This window comes from Tolypothrix sp. VBCCA 56010, from assembly GCF_050875635.1.
Classification (GTDB): domain Bacteria; phylum Cyanobacteriota; class Cyanobacteriia; order Cyanobacteriales; family Nostocaceae; genus Hassallia.
Genome location: NZ_JBPAOH010000047.1, coordinates 37,381 through 46,501, shown reverse-complemented (window position 1 = coordinate 46,501; position 9,121 = coordinate 37,381). Strand labels below are relative to the sequence as shown.

8 protein-coding genes and 1 pseudogene are annotated in these 9,121 nt (G+C 43.3%); 6 read left to right on the top strand and 3 right to left on the bottom strand.

The window, feature by feature from the left end; all coding sequences use genetic code 11:
- The first annotated feature begins 86 nt into the window (after window positions 1-86).
- The 3 genes and pseudogenes from AABK37_RS17695 to AABK37_RS17685 form a co-directional block, all read left to right on the top strand.
- Entirely contained in the window at window positions 87-209 is a 123-nt protein-coding gene (locus tag AABK37_RS17695; RefSeq protein ID WP_432552863.1) for a TonB-dependent receptor domain-containing protein, read from the top strand.
- A gap of 44 nt (window positions 210-253) precedes the next feature.
- Entirely contained in the window at window positions 254-952 is a 699-nt protein-coding gene (locus tag AABK37_RS17690) for a TonB-dependent siderophore receptor (RefSeq protein ID WP_432552862.1), read from the top strand.
- Between the two features lie 172 nt (window positions 953-1,124).
- Window positions 1,125-1,442, top strand: a pseudogene (locus AABK37_RS17685) (PepSY domain-containing protein); the annotation flags it as partial.
- A 66-nt stretch (window positions 1,443-1,508) separates the two neighbouring features.
- Here the strand turns inward: AABK37_RS17685 and AABK37_RS17680 are convergent.
- The 3 genes from AABK37_RS17680 to AABK37_RS17670 form a co-directional block, all read right to left on the bottom strand.
- Complete coding sequence (locus tag AABK37_RS17680) at window positions 1,509-2,372, bottom strand: ABC transporter permease (protein ID WP_432552861.1); 864 nt, start codon at window positions 2,370-2,372, stop codon at window positions 1,509-1,511.
- A 201-nt stretch (window positions 2,373-2,573) separates the two neighbouring features.
- Window positions 2,574-3,659 carry a polyamine ABC transporter substrate-binding protein gene (locus AABK37_RS17675; protein WP_432552858.1) on the bottom strand — a complete coding sequence of 362 codons (1,086 nt, stop codon included), beginning with the start codon at window positions 3,657-3,659 and terminating at the stop codon, window positions 2,574-2,576.
- An 11-nt stretch (window positions 3,660-3,670) separates the two neighbouring features.
- Window positions 3,671-4,804, bottom strand: a complete 1,134-nt coding sequence (locus tag AABK37_RS17670) for an ABC transporter ATP-binding protein (protein WP_432552860.1) — start codon at window positions 4,802-4,804, stop codon at window positions 3,671-3,673.
- Window positions 4,805-4,918: 114 nt separating this feature from the next.
- Between AABK37_RS17670 and AABK37_RS17665 the strand changes: the two genes are divergently transcribed.
- The 3 genes from AABK37_RS17665 (at window position 4,919) to mrdA (AABK37_RS17655) (ending at window position 8,954) form a co-directional block, all read left to right on the top strand.
- Window positions 4,919-5,116 (top strand): hypothetical protein, encoded by a 198-nt coding sequence (locus tag AABK37_RS17665; protein WP_432552857.1) that lies wholly within the window; start codon window positions 4,919-4,921, stop codon window positions 5,114-5,116.
- A 34-nt stretch (window positions 5,117-5,150) separates the two neighbouring features.
- Window positions 5,151-7,001, top strand: a complete 1,851-nt coding sequence (gene mrdA / locus AABK37_RS17660; RefSeq protein ID WP_432552856.1) for a penicillin-binding protein 2 — start codon at window positions 5,151-5,153, stop codon at window positions 6,999-7,001.
- 171 nt (window positions 7,002-7,172) lie between these two features.
- Window positions 7,173-8,954 carry a penicillin-binding protein 2 gene (mrdA, locus tag AABK37_RS17655; protein WP_432552855.1) on the top strand — a complete coding sequence of 594 codons (1,782 nt, stop codon included), beginning with the start codon at window positions 7,173-7,175 and terminating at the stop codon, window positions 8,952-8,954.
- Window positions 8,955-9,121 lie beyond the last annotated feature (167 nt).

Sequence of the window (9,121 nt, the reverse complement as noted above, 5' to 3'; positions counted from 1 at the left end):
TCAACTTCAAATGATTGTCAATAATCTTACAAGTTCAATTTTTGAGAACTTTAATAACCCTTCTTTCTATTTTTCCTCTGCCTAGAGTGACAAAAGAGGGTTATCTACAAGATCAGGTTGCACTTTCTGACAATCTCAAACTGCTGGCAGGTTTGCGTTATGACACCGTAAAACAAACACAGAAAACAAGCCAACCGATTTCGATTTAACTCGTTCGGAAACGACTCAAAACGATGATGCAGTCACCCCACGTATCGGCATCGTTTATCAGCCGATTCCAGAAGTTTCGCTTTATGCTAGTTATTCGCGATCGTTTACACCCAATACAGCCACTACTGTTAATGGCGATCCTTTAGAACCCGAACGCGGTGAGGGTTATGAAGTTGGAGTCAAAGCCGAACTACTTAGAGGCAGACTTTCTACAACGTTGGCTTACTTCGACATTACCAAACAAAATGTTGCCTCAACAGACCCTAACTCTCTGTTAGATTCAGTCGCAACGGGTGAGCAACAAAGTCGAGGCATTGAACTCGATGTTAGGGGGCAAATTTTACCAGGATGGAATATTATCGCTGCTTACGCTTACACGGATGCCGAAGTCACCGAAGATAACGTCATCGAGATTGGCAACCGATTACCAGGCACTCCTAAACACAGCGCCAGTTTATGGACAACTTATGAGTTTCAACAAAACAGTTTGCAAGGATTAGGCTTTGGCATTGGCTTCAATTACGTTGGAGAACGCCAAGGCGATTTGGACAACAGCTTTCGGGTAGACAGCTACTTCCTCACTAATACTGCCATATATTATCGGCGCAACAATTGGCGGGCAGCCCTCAATTTCAAAAATCTCTTCGACATCAACTATATCCAAGCTGCTTCCAATAGATTGTTTGAAATCGAACCTGGTGAACCCTTCACGGTGATTGGTTCTGTTTCCGTGCAGTTTTGATTGTGGCTGTACGATTTCGTATCGAGAAAGAAAATCAAAGGTGAAACATGAAATTCCGCAATCTAGTGTTAAAACTGCATGGGTCTATTGGCATTCTGATGGGGTTGCTGCTGGTAGTGATTAGCCTGTCAGGTGCGAGTATTGTTTTTCATGAAGAGCTCGCGCACTCAATCGATCGCTTTTATCAGTCACTCCCCAGGCAGAACAAGTATCCATTGACACTACCCTTGCACCCGTTCAGGCAGCCCATCCAAACTTGCCTGTGCAATATATTCGCGTTCCCCAGAAATCAAAAGAAACTTATCTCGTTGCCATGCAAGCAACTAATGGGCAGCGTCTAGAAACATTTGTCAATCCATATACAGGTGAAGTACTCGGTTCAAGAATTTGGGAGCGATCGCTTATTGGTTTTCTATATACCCTGCATCACGATTTGTTTGCAGGCAAAGTCGGGCAAATTATCGTGGGTATTACAGGCTTTTTACTTTAGAGCGATAAATCGCTCACTACGAACTTATATTTAATTATGTAAATCTACTTAAAAATTGTTTAATTTTTATCGCTTGGGTGCAGCATCGCCAAACTTAATCAAAAGCGCGATCGCAACACTAACAACTAAAATTATCGTCATACTCAAAGCTGAACCAAAGCCCCAATTTTGCGTAGAGCCGAGAAACTGGTTATAAATCAATCTTGCGGCTGTCATACTCGAAGCACCACCAAGTAATTCTGGGTCAACAAAATCACCCAATCCGGTAATGAATACTAACATTGAACCAGCAGCAATTCCTGGCAAAGTTTGCGGTACAGTCACTTGCCAAAAAGCTTGCACTGGATTTGCGCCTAAATCTGCTGCGGCTTCTAACAAGCGCTTGTCTAGTTTTTCTAAAGAGGCGTATAAAATTAAAACCATGTATGGCAGCAATCCATAACTCATGCCAATTAATACTGCTGAATCCTGGTTTAATAAATCTAAAGTAGGCAAGCCGAAATTGCTGAGTAAACTATTAAGTAAACCAGTAGGACGCAAAATTGTAATCCAAGCATAAGAACGAAGTAAAGAAGAAGTCCATAAAGGTAAGACAAAACCCAATAAAAGTAGATTTCGCCAGCGCTTCGGTACTATCTGAGCAATCCAATAAGCGACGGGTAAAGCGAAAATTAAACAAATTATTGTCGTGGCGATCGCCAAAAAAAGCGATCGCTTAATTACTTGCAGATAAAGTGGGTCAAATATCCGAATATAATTATCAAATCCACTCGGATTTACCAAATCTCCCGGTCGAATATCCGGTACTAAACTTAATTCAAAAATTATCAGTGTGGGTAACACCAGCAAAAGTAACAACCAAACGCCAGATGGCGCAAGTAATGCCAACGGTTGCAGCCAGTTAAAATTTGAGCGATGCAGTTTTGGCAATTGAGCGATATCGCTTGACGAATTTAGTTGAGAACGATGAGTTTGATTAGACACAAAATTGAGGAGCGTTGTTAGTTGTTAGTTGTTAGTTGTTAGTTGTTAGTTGTTAGTTGTTAGTTGGTGGTGGTTGGAGCGTTGTTAATTGCTGGTTGTTCCATTAACTCCTAACTACTAACTCCTAACTACTAACTCCTAACTATTCTAGCCGCTGGTTAATTGTGTCCAGTAGCGTTCGTAAACTTCTTCAAATTGTCCCAAAGGAGTTGCGCGTTCGCACTTCTCTAAAACCGACTCTGAGGGAAATAAAGTTGCATTGTTCTGTAAACTTTTTGGTAATTGCTCAAATCCAGCGCGATTGGGGGTGGAAATGCTTAAACGTTCACTGATTTGTGCGGCTACTTTTGGTTGTAAGAGAAAGTTAATCCAAGCATAAGCTCCATCGATATTCGGGGCGGTTTTGGGAATTACAATTGTATCAGTCCATAACGAAGAACCACTGCGGGGAGTTACATATTTAAGTTTAGGATTTTCTTGATTCATTTTTACCCCATCTGCTGAGTAACACATTGCCAATATTAAATCTCCTGCCAAAATTTGATTGCGCCATGCATCAGTATCAAAAGCAGCGATCGCCGATTTGAGAGATTTCAATTTTTCATAAGCTTGTTTGATTTCACTTTCGTTTTTTGAGTTGAAGGAATAACCCAGCATTTTCAAAGCTGATCCCATTACCTCTCGCACATCATTTAGTAATGTCATCCGCTTTGATAATTGCTTTTGATTTTGCCAAAGATAGTCCCAATCTTCTGGTGGGGGGTTGAGTATTTCTGAATTATAAAGTAAGCCGGTTGTCCCCCAATTGAAGGGGATACTGTAACGGTTGTTGGGATCGTAACTGGGATTTTGAAATTGGGGAAATAAATTATCAAAACCAGTCAGGCGATCGCGTTTTATTTCTGCTAACAACCCCAAGTCAACCATCTTCTGCACCATGTAGTCAGATGGGTAAATCGCGCTGTAAGTACCACCTCCACCAGCTTGCAGTTTAGCTAACATCACATCGTTGGAATCATACACATCTGCAAGCACTTTTACACCAAATTGGTTAGTAAAACTTTGTAGCAATTCTGGATCGGTATATTGTGCCCAGGTGTAAATATACAGTTGGTCACGGGAACCTTTGTTGGTAGAATTAGCTCGCACTTTTGCAAGTCTCCAGCCACAACCAGACAAAGACAAACCAGAAAGTGCTGTTACTCCTTTTAAAAATTTTCTTCTTTTAGTCATTTGACTCTTGACTATGGACTAATAGCTAAACAGTCAGTTTCTGCCCACCAAACGTAAATCGGTTTGTCACGGTCTGGTAAGCTGCCAAAGGTATTGGGTTGCAAAACAGTGATAGTAATACCGTTTGTTAATTCGACAACGTAATTAACGTGGGTTCCCAAATACATTACATTACCAAGTCGTCCTTCAAAGCAGTTAGTCGGCAAATTTGGCGGATAAATTGAGAGTTGAATTTTTTCTGGACGCACACTCACCATCACTGCTTGCGATAATTGAGTTGGTGTATCTTCAAAGCGGTTGACAACAATTGAAAGTCCCGATTTTGTGACAATTCGCACAGCAACAGGGTCTACTGCCGCGATTTCACCGCTGAATAAATTAGTATCGCCAATAAAATCAGCGACAAACGGTGTCCGTGGATGTTCGTAAATTTGACTGGGAGTGCCAATTTGTTCAATTTTGCCTTGATTCATCACTGCAATGCGATCGCTCAAAGATAGCGCTTCTTCTTGGTCATGTGTCACCATGATGAAGGTCAACCCCAAATCTTTGTGTAAATTCGACAGTTCAACCTGCATTTCTTTACGCAGTTTTAAATCTAAGGCTCCCAAAGGTTCATCCAGCAACAGCACTGCGGGACGATTGACTAATGCCCGCGCTAATGCTACCCTCTGTTGTTGACCACCTGATAATTGACTGGGAAAGCGCGATCGCAAACTTTCCATTTTCACTAGCTTTAAAGCATCTTTAACTCTACTTTCAATTTCTGAAAAGCGCAATTTCCGCAAACGCAGACCGAAGGCGATGTTATCCCATACATTCAAGTGGTTGAATAGAGCGTAGCTTTGAAATACAGTATTTACAGGTCGGCGGTAAGCAGGGACATTAGTCATATGCTGACCCCGAATCAATAGCTTGCCAGCATCCACCCTTTCAAATCCAGCAATTAAACGGAGTGTAGTTGTTTTGCCGCAACCGGATGGACCGAGAATACTAAAGAATTCTCCCTGTTTCACATCCAAATTTATTCCGTGTACCGCTGCTTCTTTGTTAAAAAACTTATAAACATCATGCAGTTCCACATCAAGCGGCTCAAAAGCCGCCATCCCCCCCTGATTCTGCGTTAAAGTTTGAGCCATAATTATCAGTAGACTACCGTGATAATACTAAATGAGAGTAAATTAATGTAGTCTATTAACCAGACTACACATAACACTTTGGTTTTTGGGGCATAGGGCATAGAAAATGGGGAATGGGTAATGGGTAATGGGAATTGGGCAATGGGAATTGGGCAATGGGCATTGGGAATAAAAAGAAGCGATCGCGTATTTCATGCCTCCCACATAGACCATGCCCAATGCCCGATGCCCCATGCCCAATGCCCAATTACCAATTACCAATTCCCAGTCTTCAAATTTGCACTAAAGTCCTGCTTGGTATTTAGGGCAATTGTATAAAGTTAATACTAATCTCGAAATCCTTATTTGTCTTATGTCTATTTTACAATCCTTTAAACTTGGCGGTAAAAAAGATACACGTACAGTCGGACGAAGTTTTCAGTCGATATTTTTCATCATATTTACCGCCGTCATGATGACGGGTGTTGCCGCTCGTTTGGCATATTTAGAAATTGTTCAAGGACCGCAACTCCGGAAACGAGCAGAGGCGAACCGAATTAGAATTATTTCCAAACAGCCAGAAAGAGGTAACATTTTTGACCGCAATGGGAAACTTTTAGCTAGTACTCGCTATCCTCGCTCTGTCTACTTGTGGCCTATGGCTTACACAAAACCAGAGTGGTCAATTGTTGCCCCGCGTTTATCTCAAATTCTGGAAATTCCTATTGAAGATATGGAAGAGAAACTTATACAGGCAGGTCCCAACTCTTCCTCACTTGTACGGATTGCTCGCGATTTGAACGACGCACAAATTACGGCACTCAAAGAGTATGAAACCGAACTGAAAAACGTAGAAATTCATACAGAAGCAGTGCGTTATTATCCCCACGGTCAAGCCTTGGGTCATGTACTGGGTTATACGCGAGAACTAACCCCCGACCAGTTGAAAGAAAGAAAGAACGATGGCTACCGACTGGGAGATGTCATAGGTCAGATGGGGGTAGAAAAGGCGTATGAAAAAACACTTCGGGGTGAATGGGGCGGTCAGCAGGTAGAAGTAGATGGCAGAGGTCGTCCGTTGCGGGTGTTGGGAGAGAAAGAGGCAAAAGCTGGTAACGATTTGCACTTGACTATAGATTTAAAAGTGCAACAGGCAGCAGAAAAAGCTTTAGGAACTACCAAAGGTGGGATTGTGGCAATCGATCCGAGGAATGGTGCTGTTTTGGCAATGGTGTCTTATCCTACCTTTGACCCAAATATCTTTTCTAAGCAAAAACTTTCTCAGAAAGACTGGCAAAGCGTACAAGGTAAACAGCATCCGTTGGTTAATCGCACCCTTAGTGCCTTTCCACCTGCGAGTACGTACAAAATTATCACTACGACAGCGGGATTGGAATCGGGTAAATTTACTCCGGACACGGTGTTGCAAACTTTCGGTTCGCTAACTGTTGGTGGGGTGACTTTTGGTGAATGGAACCACGCTGGATTTGGTCCATTGGGATTTCCGAGAGCGATCGCTATGAGTAGTGATACCTTTTTCTATCAAGTTGGTAGAAGAGTCGGTGGTCCAACTTTAATTGAATGGAGTCGCAAATATGGCTTTGGTCAAAGAACCGGCATTGAGTTTGCTTCGGAAGAATCAAAAGGCTTGGTTCCAGATGAGTCATGGAAACAGAAAGCTTGGAAGATACCCTGGACTGTCGGTGATACCATAAATATGTCAATTGGTCAAGGTGCTTTGCAAGTCACACCACTGCAATCTGCGATTATGTTTTCTGTTCCTGCTAATGGTGGCTACCGAGTTAAGCCGCATTTGCTTAAAGACCATGAAGAAGCAAAAAACTGGCGCACATCCTTAAACATGAAACCGACAACCATCAAAGTTCTGCGCGATGGTCTGCGAAAGGTGATAACTGAAGGGACAGGTAAGAGTTTGGACGTACCGACAATTGCCCCAACATCTGGAAAAAGTGGCACTGCTGAAGCTGGTGTTGGTCGTCCAAATCACACTTGGTTTGGTGCCTACTCCCCTAGCGATAAGCCGGAAATTGCGGTTGTAGCGTTTGGTGAAAACTCCGGGGGACATGGCGGTACCGATTGCGGTCCAATGGTCTTAAAAGTACTAGAAGCCTATTTTCAATCGAAGTACCCAGGCAAGTATCAAAAACCTGTAGTTGAGGGCGAAGCTAAAACTCAGGGTTCCGGAGGTAGGACTGGAGACTAGTAGTGAGCACTTTAGTGCTCTCCTTAAGCACTAAAGTACTCACTACTGATAGAAAATTCTGATACTTACCCTATTGTTTTTTCAATATATCCTGTGTGCGAGTTTAGCTGACATAGTGACAATTTTGTTGAATTATATACAAAGAATTATCTAAATATTACTCTTTGTTTTATGATCCCATTACAGTTATCGCCCTTGCTGAAAAAAGATACACTTACAGTCGGACGGGGTTTTCAGTCAATATTCTTCATCGTATTTACTTTACTAATGACGGGTGGAATGAGCGCTCGTTTGGCATATTTGCAACTTGTTGAAGGAACGCAGCACCGCAAGCAAGCAGAGTCCAACCGGATTCGCATTATTCCCAAACAACCGGAACGAGGCAACATTTTTGATTGCAATGGCAAACTTTTAGCTAGTACTCGCTATCCTCGGTCTGTGTATTTGTGGCCTATGGCTCACACTAAACAAGAATGGCATAAAGTTGCACCGCGTTTATCGCAAATTCTCGATATTCCGCAAGAGGAAATTGAAAAGAAATTACAAGAGGCTGGTTATAGGTCTTCTTCGCTAGTGCGGATTGCTCGTGATTTGAATGAAGCGCAAGTTACTGCATTGAAGGAATATGAAAATGAACTTCACGATGTAGAAATACATACCGAAGCAGTTCGCTACTACCCGCACGGTAAAGCCTTGGCTCACGTACTCGGTTATACGCGGGAGCTGACCGCCGAACAGTTGCAAGAAAAGCGGAAAGATGGCTACCGATTGGGAGATGCGATCGGTCAGATGGGGGTAGAAAAAGCGTATGAGAAAACGCTACGGGGCGAATGGGGCGGTCAGCAGTTAGAAGTAGATGGTAGAGGTCGTCCGCTGCGGGTTTTGGGCGAGAAAGAGGCAAAAGCTGGGCAAGATTTGCACTTGACTATAGATGTGGATCTGCAAAAAGCAGCAGAAAAAGCTTTAGGAGGTCGCAACGGTACGATTATCGCACTTGACCCAAACAACGGTGCGGTTTTAGCAATGGTGTCTCACCCTACTTTTGACCCAAATATCTTTTCTAAACAAAAAGTAACTAAAAAAGATTGGGAGACGGTACAAGGTGAAGATTATCCTTTGCTAAATCGCGCTTTGCGAGCTTATCCCCCTGCTAGTACTTTTAAAATAGTTACTGCGGCTGCTGGGTTGGAATCGGGTAAATTTTCTCCTAATACAATATTGCAAACTTACGGTTCGCTGACTTTCGGGGGTACGACATTTGGTGAATGGAACCATGCAGGGTTTGGTCCGTTAGGATTTACGGGAGCGATCGCTAACAGTAGTGATACCTTTTTCTACCAAATTGGTCAGAAGGTCGGTGGTCCAACTTTAATTGAATGGACTCGTAAGTTTGGATTTGGTGAAAAAACTAAGTTTGAGTTCGTTTCTGAAGAATCGAAAGGCTTTGTTCCAGACGAGTCTTGGAAACAGAAAACTTGGAAAATGCCTTGGACTGTTGGCGACAGCATTAATATGTCAATTGGTCAAGGAGCATTATTAAGCACACCGTTGCAAGTCGCCGGCATGTTTGCCGTACCTGCTAATGGTGGCTATAGAGTTCAGCCGCATTTGCTTAAAGACAATCAAGAAGCAAAAACCTGGCGCGAACCTGTAAATATGAAACCATCAACCGTGAAAATTCTTCGTTCTGGATTGCGTCAGGTAGTCACAGAAGGTACGGGTAAGGCTTTGAATGTGGCAACACTTCCGCCAATAGCTGGTAAAACTGGCACTGCCGAAGCATGGAAGCGTCAAGGTGTCAAAGCAAATCATGCTTGGTTTGGTGGTTATGCGCCAGCTGATAAGCCGCAAATTTTAATTGTAGCATTTGCCGAACATTCCGGCGGTGGCGGTGGTAGCATTGCTGCACCGATGGCGTTAAAAGTTATGGAAGAGTATTTTCAAAAGAAGTAATCACTAGGGGGAGGAGTGGGAGAGGGGGGAAGGGGGAGATGGGGAGATGGGGGGAGGGGGAGATGGGGAGAGGGGGGGATGGGGAGAAAGAATTATTCTCCTTGTCCCCTTGTCCCCTTGTCCCCTTGTCCCCTTGTCCCCCTGCCCCCCTGTCTCCTTGTCCCCCT

Excerpts from the sequence above, each read along its gene's own strand:
- AABK37_RS17665 (WP_432552857.1), top strand. The coding sequence starts at position 4,919 with ATGGGTAATGGGAATTGGGCAATGGGAATTGGGCAATGGGCATTGGGA.
- mrdA (WP_432552856.1), top strand. The coding sequence starts at position 5,151 with ATGTCTATTTTACAATCCTTTAAACTTGGCGGTAAAAAAGATACACGT.
- mrdA (WP_432552855.1), top strand. The coding sequence starts at position 7,173 with ATGATCCCATTACAGTTATCGCCCTTGCTGAAAAAAGATACACTTACA.
- AABK37_RS17675 (WP_432552858.1), bottom strand. The coding sequence starts at position 3,659 with ATGACTAAAAGAAGAAAATTTTTAAAAGGAGTAACAGCACTTTCTGGT.